Annotated in this window: 18 protein-coding genes; 4 read left to right on the plus strand and 14 right to left on the minus strand. The window is 71.2% G+C overall.

Annotated elements, in window-relative coordinates:
• Positions 1-9: 9 nt before the first annotated feature.
• A complete protein-coding gene (purN, locus tag B7K26_RS03120) occupies positions 10-633 on the minus strand; it encodes a phosphoribosylglycinamide formyltransferase (protein ID WP_084077200.1) in 624 nt (207 codons plus the stop codon).
• A 49-nt stretch (positions 634-682) separates the two neighbouring features.
• On the opposite strand from purN, the gene B7K26_RS03125 reads away from it, so the two are divergent.
• On the plus strand, positions 683-1,111 hold the full coding sequence (locus B7K26_RS03125) for a hypothetical protein (RefSeq protein ID WP_084077201.1): 429 nt from the start codon (positions 683-685) through the stop codon (positions 1,109-1,111).
• Here the strand turns inward: B7K26_RS03125 and B7K26_RS03130 are convergent.
• The 9 genes from B7K26_RS03130 to B7K26_RS03170 all read right to left on the minus strand — a co-directional run bounded on the left by B7K26_RS03130 (position 1,095) and on the right by B7K26_RS03170 (position 12,214).
• Positions 1,095-2,366, minus strand: a complete 1,272-nt coding sequence (locus B7K26_RS03130; RefSeq protein ID WP_084077202.1) for a DUF6350 family protein — start codon at positions 2,364-2,366, stop codon at positions 1,095-1,097. The two genes, B7K26_RS03125 and B7K26_RS03130, sit on opposite strands and share 17 nt — an antisense overlap.
• 144 nt (positions 2,367-2,510) lie before the next feature.
• Entirely contained in the window at positions 2,511-3,389 is an 879-nt protein-coding gene (gene sucD / locus B7K26_RS03135) for a succinate--CoA ligase subunit alpha (protein WP_084077203.1), read from the minus strand.
• An 11-nt stretch (positions 3,390-3,400) separates the two neighbouring features.
• Entirely contained in the window at positions 3,401-4,567 is a 1,167-nt protein-coding gene (sucC, locus tag B7K26_RS03140) for an ADP-forming succinate--CoA ligase subunit beta (RefSeq protein WP_084077204.1), read from the minus strand.
• 176 nt (positions 4,568-4,743) lie between these two features.
• Positions 4,744-5,697, minus strand: a complete 954-nt coding sequence (locus B7K26_RS03145) for an L-lactate dehydrogenase (RefSeq protein ID WP_234998670.1) — start codon at positions 5,695-5,697, stop codon at positions 4,744-4,746.
• A gap of 261 nt (positions 5,698-5,958) precedes the next feature.
• A complete protein-coding gene (locus B7K26_RS03150) occupies positions 5,959-6,594 on the minus strand; it encodes a hypothetical protein (RefSeq protein WP_084077206.1) in 636 nt (211 codons plus the stop codon).
• A gap of 73 nt (positions 6,595-6,667) precedes the next feature.
• Positions 6,668-9,337: a DNA helicase PcrA gene (pcrA, locus tag B7K26_RS03155; protein WP_084077207.1), complete on the minus strand. Its 2,670-nt coding sequence runs from the start codon at positions 9,335-9,337 to the stop codon at positions 6,668-6,670.
• A 12-nt stretch (positions 9,338-9,349) separates the two neighbouring features.
• The gene (locus B7K26_RS03160; RefSeq protein ID WP_084077208.1) at positions 9,350-10,486 is read right to left on the minus strand and encodes a GGDEF domain-containing protein; all 1,137 of its coding nucleotides are present in this window, start codon (positions 10,484-10,486) and stop codon (positions 9,350-9,352) included.
• Between the two features lie 58 nt (positions 10,487-10,544).
• Positions 10,545-11,195, minus strand: a complete 651-nt coding sequence (locus tag B7K26_RS03165; RefSeq protein ID WP_084077209.1) for a response regulator transcription factor — start codon at positions 11,193-11,195, stop codon at positions 10,545-10,547.
• Positions 11,195-12,214: a sensor histidine kinase gene (locus tag B7K26_RS03170; RefSeq protein WP_143340433.1), complete on the minus strand. Its 1,020-nt coding sequence runs from the start codon at positions 12,212-12,214 to the stop codon at positions 11,195-11,197. Before B7K26_RS03170 ends, B7K26_RS03165 begins: the two co-directional genes overlap by 1 nt.
• A gap of 181 nt (positions 12,215-12,395) precedes the next feature.
• On the opposite strand from B7K26_RS03170, the gene B7K26_RS03175 reads away from it, so the two are divergent.
• The 3 genes from B7K26_RS03175 (at position 12,396) to B7K26_RS03185 (ending at position 15,308) form a co-directional block, all read left to right on the plus strand.
• The gene (locus B7K26_RS03175) at positions 12,396-14,108 is read left to right on the plus strand and encodes a PspC domain-containing protein (RefSeq protein ID WP_084077211.1); all 1,713 of its coding nucleotides are present in this window, start codon (positions 12,396-12,398) and stop codon (positions 14,106-14,108) included.
• Positions 14,105-14,524, plus strand: a complete 420-nt coding sequence (locus B7K26_RS03180; RefSeq protein ID WP_084077212.1) for a hypothetical protein — start codon at positions 14,105-14,107, stop codon at positions 14,522-14,524. Before B7K26_RS03175 ends, B7K26_RS03180 begins: the two co-directional genes overlap by 4 nt.
• A gap of 91 nt (positions 14,525-14,615) precedes the next feature.
• Positions 14,616-15,308 (plus strand): hypothetical protein, encoded by a 693-nt coding sequence (locus B7K26_RS03185; protein WP_084077213.1) that lies wholly within the window; start codon positions 14,616-14,618, stop codon positions 15,306-15,308.
• Positions 15,309-15,438: 130 nt separating this feature from the next.
• Here the strand turns inward: B7K26_RS03185 and guaA are convergent, their stop codons facing one another.
• Genes guaA through B7K26_RS03205 form a run of 4 tightly spaced genes read right to left on the minus strand, consistent with a single transcriptional unit; the run spans position 15,439 to position 19,350 of the window.
• Positions 15,439-17,037, minus strand: coding sequence for a glutamine-hydrolyzing GMP synthase (gene guaA / locus B7K26_RS03190; RefSeq protein WP_084077214.1), 1,599 nt, complete (start codon positions 17,035-17,037; stop codon positions 15,439-15,441).
• Positions 17,034-17,387 carry a DUF3817 domain-containing protein gene (locus B7K26_RS03195; RefSeq protein WP_084077215.1) on the minus strand — a complete coding sequence of 118 codons (354 nt, stop codon included), beginning with the start codon at positions 17,385-17,387 and terminating at the stop codon, positions 17,034-17,036. The genes guaA and B7K26_RS03195 overlap by 4 nt, the downstream gene beginning before the upstream one ends.
• Complete coding sequence (locus B7K26_RS03200) at positions 17,384-18,169, minus strand: SURF1 family protein (protein ID WP_084077216.1); 786 nt, start codon at positions 18,167-18,169, stop codon at positions 17,384-17,386. The genes B7K26_RS03195 and B7K26_RS03200 overlap by 4 nt, the downstream gene beginning before the upstream one ends.
• Complete coding sequence (locus tag B7K26_RS03205) at positions 18,166-19,350, minus strand: GGDEF domain-containing protein (RefSeq protein WP_159449593.1); 1,185 nt, start codon at positions 19,348-19,350, stop codon at positions 18,166-18,168. Before B7K26_RS03205 ends, B7K26_RS03200 begins: the two co-directional genes overlap by 4 nt.
• Positions 19,351-19,415: the final 65 nt, after the last annotated feature.

The raw sequence follows: 19,415 nt of genomic DNA on the forward strand, positions 1-19,415 counted from the left end.
GTGCTTGATTCACGCGCCGAGGCGCGCACGTCTTCCATCGACGGTCCAGCCCTCGCGCGCCATCCTGCCCACCGTCTCGGTGACCAGGGCGCGCTCCGCGATCTTGATGCGCTCGTGAAGGGAGGACTCGGTGTCATCATCCCAGACCTCGACAGAGGCCTGGGCGAGGATCGGGCCCGTATCCACGCCCGCGTCCACGAGCATGACCGTGCAGCCCGTGATGCGTACGCCGTGCGCAAGAGCGTCCCTCACCCCGTGCGCGCCGGGGAACGAGGGGAGCAGCGCGGGGTGGGTGTTGACGATCCTGCCGCCGAAGCGGTCGAGGGTCGGGGCGCCGATGATGCGCATGAAGCCCAGGCACAGGACCAGGTCCGGCTCGTGGGCGGCGATCGCGTCGACGAGCGCCTCATCCCAGGCGGCGCGGTTCGCGAAGTCCAGGGGCGACACGACGGCGGAGGCGACCCCCGCATCGGCCGCGATGTCGAGGGCACCCACGGCGGGCTTGTCGGTGATGACGGCGGCGACGCTCGCGCCGTAGGCCTCGTCGGCGGCCGCCTCGAGGACGGCGCGCATGGTCGATCCGGCGCCGGAGGCGAGGACGACGAGGCGTGCGGGGGCGTGCCGGTTTGTCACGGGGCGAGCCTATCGGCATGCTGGGGTCACCTTCGATCCCAGGAGCACCGTGCCCGACAACGACACCCCGTCCCCGCAGCTGTCCCCTGCCGCGCGCCGTTACTCGGTGCCGTTCATGGTGCTGCTCGGGCTCACCCTGCTCCTGTACCTGTTCTCGATCCCCCTCGCGTACGGGATGCTGCTGACGGGCCCCGCCGCGGCCCTCGTGGGGCTCAGGGCGCTGTGGGTCACGCGCAAGGACAAGGCGCTGGCGTACTTCCGGCTGTCGATGACCTTCGGGACCATCGTGGCGGGCTTCATGACGGTCACCGCGCTGGGACTCGTCGTGTTCAACGGCATCATGACCGACCTGTCCGACTGCATGGACCGCGCCGTGACCCGCTCTGCCGCCGACCAGTGCGAGCAGGAGTATCAGGACTCGCTCAACAACGTCGTCGAGGACCTCTACGAGCGCTTCGGGGTCACGACGGGGTCGTGACCTCCTCGGCGGCCGATGCGTCGGTCGCCGCCCGCTCGGCGGCCTCCTGGCGCTCGCCCCTGCCCGCGCGCCAGCGCACCCAGGCATCCTTCAGCGCGAGCACTCCCGTCGCCGCCAGGTAGCCGCCCAGCACCAGTCCCGCGAGGGCGGTGGTGGTCGGGATGAGGTCGGCGCCCACCGACTCGGCGAGCCTGCCGGGGCCAATCGCGCCCGCCGCCATCGCGAGCACCGCGAGGCCTCCCACGGCGACGAGGCCGAGTGCCACGGCATCGGCCTTGGCATCGTCCCAGGTGAGAGCGCCGCGCCGGCGCGAGGCGAGGCGCACCGCGGCAGCTACCGCCACGAGCGCCAGCGGCACCCACACGAGCCATCCGCCGGCGACGTCCGGGAGGACGCCCAGCAGCGGTACCTCGGGCAACGCTCCGGCCGCCAATTCACCGGGCGCGTACGCGGAGCCGAGCCCCACGGAGAAGCCCTGTCCGGTGAGCCACGCGAGCATCCACACGATGATGGTCGGCGCGTAGGCGAGCTCGCCGATGGCGAGCACCACGCCGCCCACGCCGTCCACTCCCAGGCCGGTCGCGGCATCGGCCACCGCCCCGCGGCCCACGACGGCGAAGACGAGCGCGGTCACCGAGGCGAGGCCGAGCGCCCACGCGAGGGTCGCCGTCGCGCGCCTCGCGCCGCGCAGGACCCAGGCGGGAAGCTGCGTCAGCCAGGCAAACTCGGCGCCGTGCGCGCGCCAGATTCCCGCCGCGGCGGCGGGGGCGGCGATGAGTGCGGCAACGGTGCAGGCGCGCACGATGAGGCTGCCGCCCTCGGGCTGTCCCCCGAGCGCGATCGAGCCGATCACGCCCACCATGGCGACGTAACTCGCGACGGCGAGGGACCAGCTGGTCCAGGTGCGCGTGGCGAAGCGACGGGCGAGCCCCACCATGGCGGCGGCGCTCAGCACCGTGAGGCCGAGCGGCAGCAGGGTGATGGTGCCGATGCTCGTGACCGCGGGCACGCCGTGAGCCATGAGGAATACGGTGGTGGCCACTGTGAACGCGGAGCCCCATGGGATCCCGTCGATCGTGGTGGGGCCGGGGTCGGAGGCGATGACGGCCATCGCGAGGATGGTGACCGCGAGGTACGGGCCGAGCGCGGCCTGGACGCCGGCGAGGACGCCGCCCACCCAGCCGGGGTAACCCGAGAACCATTGCTGCAGCCACGCCCACGCGGAACGGAGCGGGGCGGTGGACGGGCGGCGCATGGTTCCTATGGTGACCCGTGAGCGCGCCGAATCCGAGCATCGGCGCGCAGCGGGGCCTCACCCACAGACGCCGACGCCCCGGGAGTCACGGAGGGCGTGGAATCCGAGAATTCCGCGCACCCGGCGACTCCCGGGGCGGACGGGTTACTTCGTGAGGAGGGCTCGCATGAGCTCGGCGGTCTCGGTGGGGGTCTTGCCCACCTTGACGCCGGCGGCCTCGAGGGCCTCCTTCTTCGCCTGCGCGGTGCCGGCCGAGCCGGACACGATCGCGCCGGCGTGGCCCATGGTCTTGCCCTCGGGCGCCTCGAAGCCGGCCACGTAACCCACGACGGGCTTCGTGACGTGCTCCTTGATGTACGCCGCAGCGCGCTCCTCGGCGTCGCCGCCGATCTCGCCGATCATGACGATCGCGTCAGTGTCGGGGTCGTTCTCGAACGCCTCAAGGCAGTCGATGTGGGTGGTGCCGATGACGGGGTCGCCGCCGATTCCCACCGCGGTCGAGAAGCCGATGTCGCGCAGCTCGAACATCATCTGGTAGGTCAGCGTTCCCGACTTGGACACGAGGCCGATCCGGCCGGCGCCGGTGATGTTCGCGGGAGTGATGCCCACGTTCGACTCGCCGGGGGTGATGAGGCCGGGGCAGTTGGGGCCGATGAGGCGCACCCCCTTGGACTTCGCGTACGCGTAGAACTCGGCGGTGTCCGCGACGGGCACGCCCTCGGTGATGATGACGGCCAGGCCGATGCCCGCGTCCACTGCCTCGATGACCGCGGCCTTGGTGAAGGCGGGGGGCACGAACAGCACGGTGACGTCGGCTCCGGTCTCAGCCATCGCATCGGCCACCGTCCCGAACACCGGGATGTCGGTGCCGTCGAAGTCGACGGACGTGCCTGCCTTGCGGGGGTTCACGCCGCCAACGATGGTGGTGCCGGAGGCGAGCATGCGCGCGGTGTGCTTGGAGCCCTCCGAGCCGGTCATGCCCTGGACGATGACCTTGGAGTCCTTGTTGATGAAGATCGACATGTGAGGCTCCCTTACGCGTTGGCCAGCTCGGCGGCCTTGGCCGCAGCGCCGTCCATGGTGTCGACGATGGTCACGAGCGGGTGGTTCGCGGCGGCGAGGATCTCGCGGCCCTCGTCCACCGAGTTGCCGTCGAGGCGGACCACGAGCGGCTTGGTGGCCGCGTCGCCGAGCGTCTCGAGCGCGCCCACGATGCCGTTCGCGACCTCGATGCAGCTGGTGATGCCGCCGAAGACGTTGACGAACACGCTCTTCACCTGAGGGTCGTTCAGAATCACGTCGAGGCCGTTGGCCATGACGGCCGCCGAGGCGCCGCCGCCGATGTCGAGGAAGTTGGCGGGCTTCACGCCGCCGTGGGCCTCGCCGGCGTAGGCGACCACGTCGAGGGTCGACATAACCAGGCCGGCGCCGTTGCCGATGATGCCGACGGAGCCGTCGAGCTTCACGTAGTTGAGGTTCAGGGCCTTGGCCTTCGCCTCGAGCGGGTCGGCGGCTGCCTTGTCCTCGAGGGCCTCGTGGTCCTCGTGGCGGAAGCCGGCGTTCTCGTCGAGCGTCACCTTGCCGTCGAGCGCGATGATGGCGCCGTCCTCGGTGCGCACCAGGGGGTTCACCTCGACGAGCGTGGCGTCCTCGTTGGCGTAGACGGTCCACAGTTTCTGGATGACGTCGGCGACGGGCGCCTTCAGGTCCTCGGGGAAGTTCGCCGCGTCGACGATCTCGGCGGCCTTGGCGGCGTCGATGCCGACCAGCGGGTCCACCGCGACGCGGGCGAGTGCCTCGGGCCGCTCGACGGCGAGCTGCTCGATCTCCATGCCGCCCTCGACGGAGCACATCGCCAGGTAGCGGCGCTCCGCGCGGTCAAGCAGCACCGAGAAGTAGAACTCCTCGGCGATGGCCGCCCCGGCCGCGATCATCACGCGGTGCACGGCGTGGCCCTTGATGTCCATGCCGAGGATCTGCGCCGCGGCGGCCTCGGCCTCCTCGGGCGAGCGGGCGAGCTTCACGCCGCCGGCCTTGCCACGTCCTCCGGTCTTCACCTGGGCCTTGACGACAACGACGCCGCCACCCAGCTTCTCGGCGGCGGCCTTGGCCTCCGCGGGGGTCTCGGCGACGATGCCGGGCAGCACGGGAACCCCGTGCTTCTCGAACATGTCCCGAGCCTGGTACTCGTACAGGTCCATGTGCGTCCTTGCTGTCGTGAAAGGCCGCGCGGGTCTCGCGCGCCAGTACGTGGGGGTCACGATACCGGGTCGATGTTGCACCCCGGTGACGCTCCCCGCTTGGCGTCACAGGGATCCCCTGGGTTCTTTTTCCGCCGGAGGCGAGCCCAGGGGATCCCCGTGACGGTGCGAGGCGGTTAGGCGACCCCGAAGCGGTTCGCGACGTCCTTGATCGACTGGGCCGACGCAAGCAGGGCTGCGGTCTCCGCCTCGTCCATCGGGACGGTCGCGTGGTGCTCGATGCCGTGGCGACCCACGACCGCGGGAAGCGACATGCAGACCTCGCCCACGCCGGGGTAGTCGATCAGGGTCGAGACCGGCATGATCCGGCGCTGGTCGCCCAGCACGGCCTCGACGATCCTGGCTCCCGCGGCGCCCACCGCGTAGTTGGTCGCGCCCTTGCCCTCGATGATCGTGTAGGCCGAGCGCATCACGTCGTGGTGGATCTGCTCGCGCTTCTCGGGCGTCATCACGACGTTGCCCTCGCGGTCGCGCCACTCGGACAGCAGCTGCCCGCCGATGGTGGCCGACGACCACAGCGCCACCTCGGAGTCGCCGTGCTCACCCGCGATGTACGCGTGGACGTTGCCGACGGCGACGTCGCAGGTCGCGGCGATCTGGTGACGCAGGCGGGACGTGTCGAGCGCGGTGCCCGAGCCGAACATCTGCGCCGGGTCCATTCCCGACTTCTTGATCGCGGCGTAGGTGACCACGTCGACGGGGTTCGTGACGAGGATGTAAATCGCGTCGGGCGCCACCTTCAGCAGGGGCGGCAGCACCTTGTCCATGAGCGAGATCGTGGCTCCCGCGAGGTCCATGCGGGACTGGCCCGGCTGCTGCTTGGCGCCGGCGGTGATGACCACCACGTCGGAGCCCGACACGACGTCCACGTCGTCCGAGCCCAGCACCGTCGCCTCGGGCATGAACTGGATGCCCTGGGCGAGGTCGAGCGCCTCCGCCTCAACCTTCGCCTTGTTGATGTCGTACAACGCGACGGTACGCGCGAATCCGCGCATCAGGCCTGCATACGCGAGGGTCGCACCGACCGCTCCCGCTCCGACGATCGACACCTTCGAGGTCTTGCTCTCCACGGTTTCCTCCTGGGATGGGGGCTGTGGCGCCAGCCTACTTGGCGGCCGCGGCACCCGCGCCGCTTCGCGGTCGGGTGGCGAAGGGGCGCGGCGCGTGACAAAGCGACGGCTCCTGGGGGCGACACTCCGCGCCCTCGGGCGCGCCGCTCGGCGTGTCAGCCAGATCACCGTCACTTCGTGACCAGATGACCGGGTCGCGACGGGCCGATGCGACGGCCGGGCCCGCGGCGGCCGGGCCCGCGGCCAGCGAGCGATCGCCCGTCAGGGACGCGTGGGAACGCAGAGGTCGCCGTCCACCACCTCGGCGGTCGGGCCGTCGACGTTGATGCCCGCGAGAGTCTCCCAGCGCTGCTCGACATACTGCTGGGAGCCAGCACACCACCGGTCGTGGGTAGTGGTGCCGGCGCCGAGCGGAAGGCGATCGCCCGCGTAGGTGAAGGACTGGCCTCCCGCCTCGACGCCGTCGAGCCCCGAGGGCCCCGCCCACGGCTGGAGGACCCACCCGTCGCCGCCGCAGCGCGGCTCGGGCTCGCCTGGCTCGAGCAGGTCGACGTCCTCGTTGACCTCCACCGGCACGTCGCAGTCGGGGTCGAAGACGAGGGCTCCCCCGGTCAGCACGATGTCGTCCGTGCACGCCTGCGTCCGCGCGGTCGTGATGGTGGGCTCGACCATCGTCACCTCGACGCGGGTCAGCCCCCACACGTCGACGAGGGGTGCACGCCCGGTCGACTCCAGGGTGGCGTCGAGGGTGATCTCACCACACCCGCCGTCCACGACGGTCGCCGTCTGGGACACCTCCGTGGCGGCCCCGTCAACAGACCGGACCGGCACGGCCGTCAGGACGGCTGCGACGCCCAGCGCCGCCACCGCGACGCCCACCTTCACCCACCACGACATGGGCTCCCCCTTGCCGCGCCGCCGCGGACGGGCGGTGCGTTGAGGGAAACCTATCCCGGCCGGGGTCCGCGCGCTACAGCTTTTCGAGCGCGTTGAACCGCAGCACCAGGCGCTTCACTCCCTCGGTGCCGAAGTCGACCTTGGCGACGGCGTTGCGACCCGAACCCTCGGTGCCCACCACCTTGCCCATGCCGAACTTGTCGCTCATCACGCGGTCTCCCACCTCGAAGCCCACGTCGCCGATGCCGCCACCTGGCGGGCTCGGCGGCACGTACCGCGAGGTGACGGCGCCGGCGCGTGAGTACGCGTTGCCGTCGGCCCTGTCCTGGTTGCCTCCGTAGCCGCCGCCACCGAAGCCACCGGAGCCGCCCCACGACCCGGAGCGGCTTGTGCCGCGGTCGGAGCGGGCCCTGAGCGAGGCCATCGACGTCTGCGCGATCTTCCACTCGATGAGCTCGGCGGGGATCTCCTCGGTGAACCGGGATGCGCCAAAGTACTGCGGCGCTCCCCAGCTCGAGCGCACCTGCGCACGCGTGAGGTACAGCTTCTGGCGGGCGCGCGTCAGGCCCACGTATGCCAGGCGCCGCTCCTCCTCCATGTCCTTGGTCTCGCCGGACTCGATGGAGCGCATGTGGGGGAAGGTGCCGTCCTCCATGCCGGTGAGGAACACCACGGGGAACTCGAGGCCCTTCGCTGTGTGCAGCGTCATCATGGTGACCACGCCGCCCGCGCCGTCCTCGTCGGGAAGCTGGTCGGCATCGGCCACGAGGGCCACCTTCTCGAGGAAGTCCTCGAGCGTGCCCTCGGGGTTCTCCTCGGAGAACTCACGCCCCACGGCGACGAGCTCCATGATGTTCTCGACGCGGCTCGCGTCCTGCGGGTCGTCCGAGGCGCGGTACGCGGTGAGCATCCCGGAGCGGTCGGCGATGGCGTCCAACACACCCGCGGGGCCGTTGTCGGCGGCGATGGCGCGAAGGTCGTCCATCAGCGACACGAAGTCGCCGATGGCGCGCACGGCACGGGTCTGCAGGCCCGCCTCGTCCGCCCGCCGCAGCGCATCGCCGAAGCTGACGGACGCATCGGCCGTCGTGAGAGAACGCCGCAGGCCGTCGATACCCTCGACGGCGGTGTCGCCGATGGCGCGTCGCGGGGTGTTGATGATGCGCCGCATCGCGATGTCGTCGTCCTCGTTCACGATCGCCGAGAGGTAGGCGAGCATGTCCTTGATCTCCTTGCGGTCGTAGAAGCGCGTGCCTCCGATGACCTTGTAGGGGATCTCCGCGCGCATGAACCGCTCCTCCAGTGCGCGCGACTGCGCGTTGGCGCGGTACATGATCGCGATGTCGCCCGCCGAGTAGTCGCCCGCGTCGAGGAGTCGGCGAATCTCGCCGGCGATGTACTGGGCCTCGTCCTGCTCGGACTCGCCCGCGTAGCCCTCAATCTTGGCGCCGGCCCCGGAGTCGGTCCACAGGTTCTTGGGGCGGCGGCCCTCGTTGTTCTTGATGACGGCGTTGGCGGCGCTCAGGATGTTCTGCGTCGAGCGGTAGTTCTGCTCGAGGCGCACGATGTGCGCGGCCGGGTAGTCCGCCTCGAACTCGAGGATGTTGCGGATCGTGGCGCCACGGAACGCGTAGATCGACTGGTCGGCGTCACCCACGACGGTGAGCTCTCCCGGCGGCAGCTCGGGGTCTCCCGCCTTGCCGATGAGCTCGCGCACCAGGATGTACTGCGCGTGGTTGGTGTCCTGGTACTCGTCCACCAGGACGTGGCGGAAGCGCTCCCGGTAGGCGCGCGCCACCTGCGGATTCTGCTGCAGCAGGCGCACGGTGCGCACGATGATGTCGTCGAAGTCGACGGCGTTCGCGGCGTCGAGGCGGCGCTGGTATTCGGCGTAGGCGCGGCCCGCGGCGTGGTCGATGGAGAACTTGGAGGCCTTCTCGGTGGCCGCGAGCGCCTCCATGGGGCTGATCAGCTCGTCCTTGAACTTGCCGATGCGGTTCAGCAGCGCCTTGGGGGTGAACTTCTTGGGGTCGATGTCCAGTTCCTTGGACACGAGCTTCATGAGGTTCGCCGAGTCGGTCTGGTCGTAGATCGAGAAGGTCGACTTCAGCCCCGCGGCCGCGTGGTCGGCGCGCAGGATGCGCACGCACGCGGAGTGGAAGGTCGACACCCACATGCGCCGCGCATCGGGCCCCACGAGGTTCTCGACGCGCTCACGCATCTCGCCGGCGGCCTTGTTGGTGAACGTGATCGCGAGGATCTCGTGAGGCCGCGCGCGGCCCGTCGCCAACAGGTAAGCGATGCGGTGGGTGAGGACGCGCGTCTTGCCCGAGCCCGCTCCGGCCATGATCAGCAGCGCCTCGCCGGCGTGCTCGACGGCCTCGGCCTGCGAGGGGTTCAGCCCCTCCACCAGCGAGGCGGCGTCGGGCAGCGGCTCTCCCCAGCCACCTCGTCGGGGCGCGGCCGATGCGGTGGCCGGCTGGACAGGCTCGGCCGGCGGCGTCCAGGCCTCCTCAGGCATGGGCTCGTCCTCGGCCTCCGGCGCGGGCTCGGGTCCGGGCTCCCAGTCGGGCTCCTCCTCGGGCCAGGGCGCGGGCTCGTAGACGGGAGCGGCGTCCCCTCCACGGGAAGGCGCCGGCGGCGCCTGCGGGGCGGGCGCCTGGGGCTCAGAGGCGGCAGCGCGGCCACCGCCCTTGGCGGGCTTGATCGGGTCCGGGCCGTCGAGTTCGAAGAGCGCATCCATGACCCGAAAAGTCTAGGCGCTGGCGGTGACACCGGGGGCCGGGCCGGCGGCGCCGGGGCTTGCCACACCCACGCGGTCCCTGCCCGACGTCTTTGCCTCGTACAGCGCCCTGTCGGCGGCGGCCAGGAGCGCCATCGCGCCCTCGCCCGCGTCGCGGAACGCGACACCGACGGACAGCGTGAGGTCGACCGCGCCGTCGGTGACCTCCATCGGGGCGTCCGCGATGCTCGCGCGCAGCGCCTCGAGGGTGGCGACGAGGCCGCGGTCGCCGTCACGCGCGAGGAGGAGGAACTCGTCTCCGCCCCAGCGGGCCACCAAGCAGCCCGGCGCGAGGTCGTGGTCCAGCCGGCGCGCCACCGCGCGGATCACCTCGTCGCCCACCGCGTGGCCGCGGGCGTCGTTGATGTCCTTGAAGCGGTCGATGTCGACGAGCGCCACGCAGGCGGCACGCGTGGGGTCGGCATCGAGCTCGTCGAGGACTCGCATCACGGGACGCCGGTTCGCGATCCCCGTGAGGTCGTCGGTGTTGGCGCGGCGTTCCCCGATGGCGGCAAGGCGGGTCAGTTCTCGCTCCGCGCGCGCCGTCCTCAGCAGGATGAGGGTCAGCGAGGTGAGCACCGCGGCGATCCCGCCGAGGCGCGTCACGCTCGCCATCGTCTCGAAGACGGCATCGTCCACGGGCACGGCGGAGGTCGCCGGCGGCGCGAAAATCTCGACCGCGAGCATCGCGAGGATGACCGTCCCGCAGAACACCAGGCGGGTCACCACCAGGCGCTCGGGCACCACGACGAGGGTGACGAAGCCCACCGCGAGGAACAGGCTCTGCACGCCCGACGCCACGGAGAACGTCGCGGCGAAAGGCACCAGACACACGAAGGTGGTGGCGAGCACCGCGATGGCGGCGCCGATGACCCGACCGCGCCACGCCGCGACCGCCGCCCCCAGATAAACGGGGAGGGCAAGCAGGCCGAGGGTCAGGAACAGCGCGTCGCCGGGAGGGCTCCACCACAGGAACAGCGCCAGGTAGGCGGCGGCGGTGGCCATCGACGCCAGCGAGAGCGTCACGACGACCGTCCGGCTGGGAGTGCCGCGCCTGTCGTAGCCCGCACGCACGACGCGCACCGCCGCCCCCATGTCCATCCGCCCCATGGTCGGTCATCGTAGAGCGGACAGCGGCTCCCGTCGCGGGGAACCGTGAACTCCAGGGCTACACGATTCGCCGCTGAGCCGCCCAGTGCGCCAGCTCGTGGCGGTTGGACAGCTGCAGCTTGTGCAGCACCTTTCCCACGTGAGTCTCGACCGTCTTGATGGAGATGAAGAGCTTCTCGCCCACCTCGCGGTACGTGTAGCCGCGCGCGATAAGGCGCATGACCTCTTGCTCGCGGGCGGTGAGCTGATCGAGCTCGTCGTCCTCGATGGCCACCTCGCCGCCGGCCGCGCCGAACGCATCGAGGACAAAGCCCGCGAGGCGAGGCGAGAACACGGCGTCTCCGCCCGCGACCCTGCGCACGGCATCGGACAACTCCGGGCCGGAGATGGACTTGGTGACGTACCCCCGGGCTCCCGCACGGATCACGGACACGACGTCCTCTGCCGAGTCGGACACGCTCAGCGCCAGGGTGCGGGTGCCCTCCACGCGGCCCTTGATCTCGGCAAGCACGTCGAGCGCCCCGGCTCCGGTGCCTCCGGGAAGGTGCACGTCGAGGATCACCACCTCGGGACGCTTGTCGAGGATCTCCGCGATCGCCGACTCGACGTCACGCGCCTCCCCCACGACCTCGATCTGGTCGTCGAGCGACTCGCGCACTCCCACGCGAATCACGTCGTGGTCGTCGACGATCACCACGGTGACGGACATCAGGACTCCCTTCGGGGGATGGACAGGGCAACCTCGGTGCGGCCGCCAGGGGACGAGTGGATCTCGGCGTGGCCGCCGTGGCGCTCCACGCGGCCGATGATCGATTGGCGAATACCCAGACGGTCGTCGGGGATCGCGCGGGGGTCGAAGCCGGGGCCGGCGTCGCGCACGAAGACCTCGAACGCATCGGCCGTGAGCTCGGCGTACACGGAGATGGGGCCGATGCCGTGGCGGGCGGCGTTCTTCGCCGCCTCGCGCGTCGCGGCCACCGCCGCGCGTAGGTCCTCCGTGAGGGGCGCGTCCCCCACGGTGACGGTGTCGACCACCACGGAGTGCGCGTCCTCGACCTCGCCGATGGCCTCCGCGACGGCGGTCGCGACGGACGCGTCCGGGTCGCGCCGCTCGCCGTACAGGTAGGCGCGCAGGTCGCGCTCCTGGGCGCGGGCCAGGCGCGCCACGGCATCGGGGTCGGTGGCCCTGGCGCGGATGAGGGTGAGGGTCTGCAGCACCGAGTCGTGAAGGTGGGCGGCGATCTCGGCGCGCTCGTGCTCGCGGATGCGCGCCTGGCGCTCGATGGAGACCTGCCGGATGGCGCGCATCCACCAGGGCGCGAGCATGAGCCCCAGCCCCAGCAGGATGACGAGGGTGGTGACGACGGAGCGCACCGCCATGCTGTCGGTGTAGTCCCACAGCGCGAACCACCACAGCGCGGTGATCCCCAGCGCGAGCCCGATGAGGAGCCGCCACCAGTCGTCGCGCCGGAACAGTCCCGACACGTCGAGCCGCCACGGGTCCTGCCCGAAGGCACCGTCCAGCGGGCTCCACGTCAGCGCAAGCGACACCAGGAACAGGATCAGCGGGATCAGCCACCCGGGCAGGTCCTCGCCTCCCCAGCGATCGAACGCGAGAACCCCGGCGATGGCCAACATCGCGACGCCGCCGAGCGCGCGCCACCACACTGGCGCGCCGCGACGGCGCTGCAGGGGGCGGGCGACCCTGGGGGTCGGGGCGGTGGTCACGGCATCCATCGTCACACAGCGCACCGCGCGGAAGCAGGCATATCGCGCGATATCAGGGGCGGATCCTCCTGAAGATCAGGGTGCCGATCAGGGCGTCCCCTCATAGCGGTCCCGGCCTTGTCGTTGCGACAGTGGAGCCATCGTCGGGCGGCCCGTCCGCCCCAGGAACCTCAGGAGTGACATGAGCGAGACACCGCAGCCGCCGCAGGAGGCCGCGTTCTTCACCGCGATCCGTGGCTGGGACATCCAGCGCGGCGACCGCCTGCTCGGCGGCGTCGCATCCGGGCTCGGCGCCAAGGTGGGCATGGCCCCCGTACCCGCCAGGCTCCTCATGGTGCTGGCAGGCGTCCTTCTCAACGGCCTCGTGCTGCTCGCGTACGCCGCGGCGTGGGCGCTGCTTCCCGACCGCCATGGGTCGATCGTCATTCAGGACTTCGGCCGCGGCGTCACCAACGTGGGTGCGCTCATCGGCATCGCGATCATGGGCGTGCTGGGATTCGTCACCATCGACAACGGCGGGCTGTTCGGCGGCATCTTCGGCGCCGACCCGTTCCCCTGGGACAGCCTCGGCAACTTTGGCCCCTTCGAGATCATCGCCGCGTTCTTCGGCGTCATGATCCCGCTGGCGATCCTCGGCGGCCTGGTCTTCCTCATCGTCTACCTCGTACGACGCAACAAGGCCGGCACTGTGCACTCCGGGCCGGGCGGGACGTACTGGACGAGCCAGCAGCAGGACTCCGGCGCGACCCCTCCCCCGTACCAGGCAGCGGCCGATGCCACCGCCGGTGCCGCGGAAGCGGCGCCCGGCGAGGACGGCGAGGTGCACGACGAGGCGCCTGGCGAGGCGACCTCACCCGAGCAGCCCGCAGCCGCCGCTGCGGCCGCGGCGGCAAGTGCAACATCGGCCACGGGAACCACGGGCCAGCCTCAGCCGTGGGAGCCCGCCCTCCTTCCCGGCGACCCGCGCGTCACGGTGCCGCCACGGCAACATCACCAGGGACGCCAGAACCCGCACGGCACACCCGCCGCCGACCCGTGGGCCTCCTCGTACGCGTGGAACGCCTCGACCGGCGAGCGGTCCACCACGCCCGCCTACGCCCCCGCCCGTCCCCCGAAGCCGCCGCGCGTGCCCGGGCCCGGCAAGGCAGCCTGGCTCGCCTTCCTCGGGGTGCTGGTCATCGCGGTCGCCGTGGTGTTCGCCATCGCCCGCTCGGGTCAGCTCGCGGTGAGCCCGGTCCTCGCCTGGGGAGCCATCATCACGATGGGCCTCGGCGCTGTCCTGCTGGTCGTCGCGCTCTCGGGGCGTCGTTTCGGATTCCTCGGCTTCCTGTCGGTGTGCGCCGTCGCCGTGTCGATCCCGATGGTCGCCAACGCGGACACCATCCGCGCCAACTACGGCGACTGGGGCTACTGGATGGACGGCAGCGCCATCGACTACGAGGAGGCCTTCGGCTTCGACGACGGAGGCCCCGAGCCCGAGGCGTCGGCCACGGCCACGGGCCCCGAGCAGGTCAGCATCCGTGAGGCCTTCGGCGACGACTACACGACCATCTACGCCGCGGGCAGCTGCTGGGACTACTCCGACAGCGCCAGCGAGGAGATGTTCGGCCCCGCCGACTCCTACATCCAGCTCTCCACCGTCGACGAGGACATGTCGATCCCCGTGCGCGGGTCGACGACCGAGGCCGTCATCCCCTCGGGCACCTCGCTGATCGTCACGTCGCCGGGGTCGGTCACCGTCGACTTCACCGAACGCCAGGTGTGGTGCGACCTGTGGAACGACGGCACCGCCGACTCCACGGTCCTTGACCTCGCCGCCGGCGACGGCCCGGTGCTGACCCTGGAGGCACCCGACGTGTCCACGCTCTACATCACCGAGGAGGTCTCCCAGTGATCACCACCGCCCCCGTCCGCCGCCGCGCGGGCCAGCGCATCGCCTCCGCCCTGTGGGCGCTGCTCGTCATCGGCGCCGGCATCATGATGGCCGTCGCGTTCTCCGGGACCGCGATCGACCTCGAGCTCGCCGCCATCATCGCCCTGGGGGCCGTGGGTGGATGGCTCGTGCTGTCCGCCGTCCTCAGCGGCATCGGCCGCTCGAAGGAGATCCGCGAGGCCACCGCCCCCGTGGTCGAGGAGCCCCTTGAGGAGCCGGCCGCGCCCGCCGACGAGTCCACCCCCGAGGACGACGAGGACGCCGTCGCGCCCACGGCGCCGATGCCCGTTGCACCCTCGGAGGCCACCCCCACCGAGGTGCTCTTCACCGACGTGGATCGGGACCGCGAGGACGGCACAGAGACCCCGCGCGGCTGACGCGGCCTCACGATCACGGCGTGCCCTCGCGGGAAGCGAGGGCACGCCGTCGTCGTTGGCAACCGTGACGCCAACCCCAAAGGAGCCTCACGTGAACCGCCGCCTGGCCGCCCTGCCCCTCGCCGCCGCCGTCGCCCTTGCCGCCTGCTCGACGGACGCGGACGACACGGGCAACGGCACGCCCGACGCATCGGCCACCGCCACTCAGGCGAACCCCGACGCCTCCCCCACATCCCAGACCGACGCGTCGATCGACGTCGACTCCGGCGGCGACCCGACGGCGGACGCCCAGGACGCGGAGGGCGTGGCCTCGCTCGGCACCGCCAACGCCACCCTGGCGGTCACGCTGCCGGACGAGTGGCAGTACGAGGGAACCTACGGCGATGGCGCACTCCCCTACGCGGTGCTGGTGGACGCGAGCCAGCCGTTCGACCTCTCCGAGCCCGGCTCGGACGCCTACCGGGAGTCCGTGTGGGTGCAGGTCGAGACGTACCGGGTGGGCGGCGAGTCCCCGTTCGCCGATGCCGTCGCCGACGACGCCGCGGGGCTCGCCGAGCAGCTGGAGGCCGCCTACGGCGGAGAGGCCACCGAGGTCGACGGACGCGACACTCCCCTGGTGCACGGCACCTACGAGGACGCCGGCGAGGACGTCGAGGACCTGTACGCGCTGCACGGCGACCTGTGGGTCCTCGCTCGCGCCTGGAACGTGGACGTCGCGGGGTACGTCGATGGCGACGACGTGCCGATCCTCACCGCGGTGCTCGAGACCTCCGAGGTCAAGTAGCCCCGGGTCCGTATGGCCCACACCTGAAACGCATGAGGCGCGTGTGACAGTGCGGGACTGTCACACGCGCCTCGTGCGTGTCACCCGTCACCTCCGTGGGCAAAAGCGACGGCGGTGACGGGCGCGGGGATTACTCCCACTCGATGGTGCCCGGCGGCTTCGACGTGACGTCGATGACCACGCGGTTGACCTCGCGCACCTCGTTGGTAATGCGGTTGGAGATGTGCGCGACAACGTCGTAGGGAAGTCGCGACCAGTCGGCGGTCATCGCGTCCTCGGAGGACACGGGGCGCAGCACGATGGGGTGGCCGTAGGTGCGACCGTCTCCCTGGACGCCCACGGAGCGGACGTCGGCGAGCAGCACCACGGGGCACTGCCAGATCTCCTGGTCGAGCCCTGCCTTGGTGAGCTCCTCGCGCGCGATCGCGTCGGCGGCGCGCAGGATGTCCAGGCGATCCTCGGTGACCTCGCCGATGATGCGGATGCCGAGACCGGGGCCGGGGAACGGCTGGCGGCCCACGATCTCCTCGGGAATGCCCAGCTCACGGCCCACGGCGCGGACCTCGTCCTTGAACAGCGCGCGCAGCGGCTCGACGAGCGAGAACTGAAGGTCGTCGGGAAGGCCACCCACGTTGTGGTGGCTCTTGATGTTCGCCGCGCCCTCGCCGCCGCCGGATTCGACGACGTCCGGGTACAGCGTGCCCTGGACGAGGAACTCGACGTCCTCGCCGTGGGCGCCTGCCTCCTCGACCACCTGACGCGCGGAGTCCTCGAACACGCGGATGAACTCGCGGCCGATGATCTTGCGCTTGGTCTCGGGGTCGCTCACGCCGGCGAGCGCATCGAGGAACCGCTTCTTCTCGTCGCGGATGATAAGACGCACGCCGGTGGAGGCGACGAAGTCCTTCTCGATCTGCTCCACCTCGCCGGCGCGCATGAGGCCGTGGTCGACGTGGATGCAGGTGAGCTGGTCGCCGACGGCCTTCTGCACGAGCGCGGCAGCGACGGCGGAGTCGACGCCGCCGGACAGCGCGCAGATGACCCGCTTGGAGCCCACCTGCGCGCGGATGCGCTCGACCTGCTCGTCGATGACGTTGGCGCTGGTCCAGTCGGGGGCGATGCCCGCGACGTTGTACAGGAAGTTCTCGATCGCGGCCTGGCCCTCGGGCGAGTGCTTGACCTCGGGGTGCCACTGCACGCCGCACATCTTGACGTCGAGGTTCTCGAAGGCGGCGACGGGCGCGCCCTCGGTCGTGGCGAGGACGGTGAAGCCCTCGGGGGCGGCCTGCACGGAGTCGCCGTGGCTCATCCACACCGTCTGCTCGGCGCCGGAACCCGCGAGCGCCGTGCCCGCATCGGCCACCGTGGCGACGGTGCGGCCGTACTCGCGGCGGCCGGTCTGCGCGACGGTGCCGCCCATGGCCTGCGCCATGGCCTGGAAGCCGTAGCAGATGCCCATGATCGGCACGCCGGCGGTGAAGATGGCAGGGTCGATGCTCGGGGCGCCCTCCTCGTACACGGACGAGGGGCCGCCGGACAGGATGATGCCGGCGGGGTTCTTCGCGAGCATGCGCTCGGCGCTCATCGTGTGGGGGACGACCTCGGAGTACACGCTCGCCTCGCGCACGCGACGCGCGATGAGCTGGGCGTACTGGGCGCCGAAGTCGACGACGAGGACGGGCCGATGCTGGGTCTCGGCAGCGACCTCGGCTGCGGGCTGGGCGGTCATGCGGTGGCCTCCTTGGGGGCGAGCTCATCGGAGATGCGGCGCTCGACGACGAACGACAGGAACGGGACGATGCCGCCGAAGAACATCGTGGCCAGGCGGCCGTAGCCCCACTTGGCCTGCAGCCACAGCTGCAGCACGGTCACGAGGTAGACCATGTAGACGAAGCCGTGGATCTGGGCGATGACCAGCATCGTGGGGTCGATCGACTCCTTGAGGCCCTCGAGTCCGGGGATGTAGCGGATCATCCCGACGAACACGACGATGAGCAGCGTTCCGGTGATGATCGCCATCACCTTGTAACGGGTGAGGGCGCCGGGGGTGATGGCCGGGCGGGTGGCGGGCGAGGTCACGGGGATCCTTCCTTGACGCTTTCCGGGGCGGGCTGCGCGGAGGCGTCCGCGTCCGGCTGCACCCGGCCATTGTCCCGTATCCAGCGCACGCCGACGAACAGGAAGAACGCGCCGAACAGCCACCACTCGAGCGCGTACACGATCGACCGGAAGTTCAGCTCGTGCTCGGGCTCCGGGTCGGGGATGGCGTTCAGCCCCTCCTCGGGTTCGTCCGCCACGAGCAGCGCCGAGTACAGGGGGCTCTCCCAGTGCTGGGCGAAGACCGCGGGCGACAGCGTCGACGCCCAGTAGGCGCCCTCCGGCGCCGCGTCATCGACGGAGGCCGATGCTCCCTCGGACCCCCTCAGATAGCCCTCCAGGGAGGTGGCCTCGCCGGGGCCGCCGAGCTCATCCACGGCATCGGCCGGCAGCCAGCCCACCACGACGGGAAGCGTCGCCGCCTCGCCGGTGCCGGTGGCGTCGGCGTCCACCGTGAAGGGGCGCACCACCAGGACGGCCTCGACGCCGTCGATCACGCGTCCGCCGCCGACGAGGGCGGCGTCGTCATCGGCGTAGGAACCCTCGACCGTCACCGTCTTGCCCACGCCGGACTCGGCGGGGCTCGCGGGTGCGAGGGCGTCGGCCAGCGGGACGGCCTCGGCGGTCGCCACGACGTCGCCCTGCTCGGTCCCGACCCGCCACTGCCACAGGCCGAGCGAGCCGCACACCCCCAGCACGACGGCGAGGACGGCGCACACGCCGACGATCACGCCCCAGCGGAGGGCTCCCGGCCTGGCGCTCATCCGTTGTCCCGTCGGCGCTGCCTCGCGGGCGCCTCGGAGGCGGCGTCGGCCGCCGGCATGGTGGTCGCCACCTGGTCACGTCCCTTCCGCTTCGCGTCATACAACGCACTGTCCGCCCGGATCAGCGCGTGGTGCGGGGTGCCGGCGTGGTCGCCCACGGTCAGGCCCACCGACATCGTCACGCGGTGCTCGTGGCCGTCACAGGCGAAAGGGGTGTCGCCCACGGCGGAGCGGACCCGCTCCATCGTGGTGGCGGCGTCCTCGAGCGTTGACTCGGGTAACACGAAGATGAACTCCTCGCCTCCCCATCGTCCCACGGAATCGGTGAGCCGCAGGTGCGTGCGCAGGCGGGCTCCCACGTTCTCCAGCACGGTGTCGCCGCAGCCGTGGCCGTGCTCGTCGTTGAGCGCCTTGAAGTGGTCGAGGTCGCCGATGGCGAGGCAGAAGTCGGCACCGTCGTGATGCGCGAGGGTCGCGAGGCGTTCGAGCACCGGGCGCCTGGTGGCAAGGCCGGTCAGCGCGTCGGTATTCGCCAGGAACTCGGCGCGGCGTGCGCTGAGGTCCGCGAGCGCTCGGGCCTGCTCGACCCGATGGTGGGCGAGCGCTGCCGCCATGAACAGGATGAAGGCCGTCAGCAGGGCGTTGATCGAGAACAGCGTCTGCAGCAGCGCCGCGGGCATCGCGTAGAGGGCGCCGCCGGCGGGCATGCCGACCTGGCACGCGAGGAAGGCCGCGAGCGCGACGGCGAGGGTCACCCATCGCCACACCGCCTGGCGCTCGGTGAACATGACGTAGACCAACTGGCCAGCGGTGAGCAGGTACAGGTGCATCCCCGCCTCCCACCCCAGGAACACCGTCGCGGTCACCATCTGCGCCATCGGCACCGCGAAGGCGAGCAGCGCCGCGGCGAGCTGGCGCCCCAGCCGGGCGAGCAGGATGCCCGCGACGTAGCCGGCCACCCAGAAGATGTGGGCGACGATGAGCCCGCCCAGCCCGATGATGTCGTACGTGAGGTAGAACGCGGCGTACGACAGGGTGAGGATCAGCGAGAAGACCAGGAACGCGTGGGTGGTGCCGACGGCGCGGCCAGCGGCGCCCGTGAGCGCCCCCACCCTGCGGTCAAGGACGCGCACGGCAATGCCGGTGAGCGTCCCGCGCGCGCGTGCGGGGGTGGTGGTCATCACGGTCCCCATCTCTGGCGGCCCGCGACGTGTCGACCGTGTCGCGGGGCCCCGCCGCCTCAGCG

Source organism: Demequina sp. NBRC 110057, from assembly GCF_002090175.1.
In the GTDB taxonomy this organism is placed as follows: domain Bacteria; phylum Actinomycetota; class Actinomycetes; order Actinomycetales; family Demequinaceae; genus Demequina.